We start from the raw sequence: 239 nt of genomic DNA, 5'->3' as shown, positions 1-239 counted from the left end.
CATTGTTCTTTAAATTTCAATTCATTAATCCCTTTAACGGGGTTACGTACAAGGCTTTGAGTTATACTTCTTGTCAGTCTGTTCTTCAACAATGGCATTGATCTCTTGTGGCATTTGCGCCATAATAGCATCTTGGTCATTTCCTAAAACGTGATCTTTTTCAATGTAAGAAATAACTTCTATGTTTTTCACATTGATGTTTCCGCCATATGCTGTAACGAGTCTTACACCTGGTACTG

Annotated in this window: 1 pseudogene; it reads right to left on the bottom strand. The window is 36.4% G+C overall.

Going from position 1 to position 239, the window contains the following annotated elements:
• Window positions 1-42: 42 nt before the first annotated feature.
• A pseudogene (locus CWB85_RS22385) lies at window positions 43-239 on the bottom strand (hypothetical protein); the annotation flags it as partial.

This window comes from Pseudoalteromonas sp. S1727, assembly GCF_005886375.1.
Classification (GTDB): domain Bacteria; phylum Pseudomonadota; class Gammaproteobacteria; order Enterobacterales; family Alteromonadaceae; genus Pseudoalteromonas; species Pseudoalteromonas haloplanktis.
Note: the sequence above shows the minus strand (reverse complement) of the source record. Positions and strands in the feature narration are given on the sequence as shown.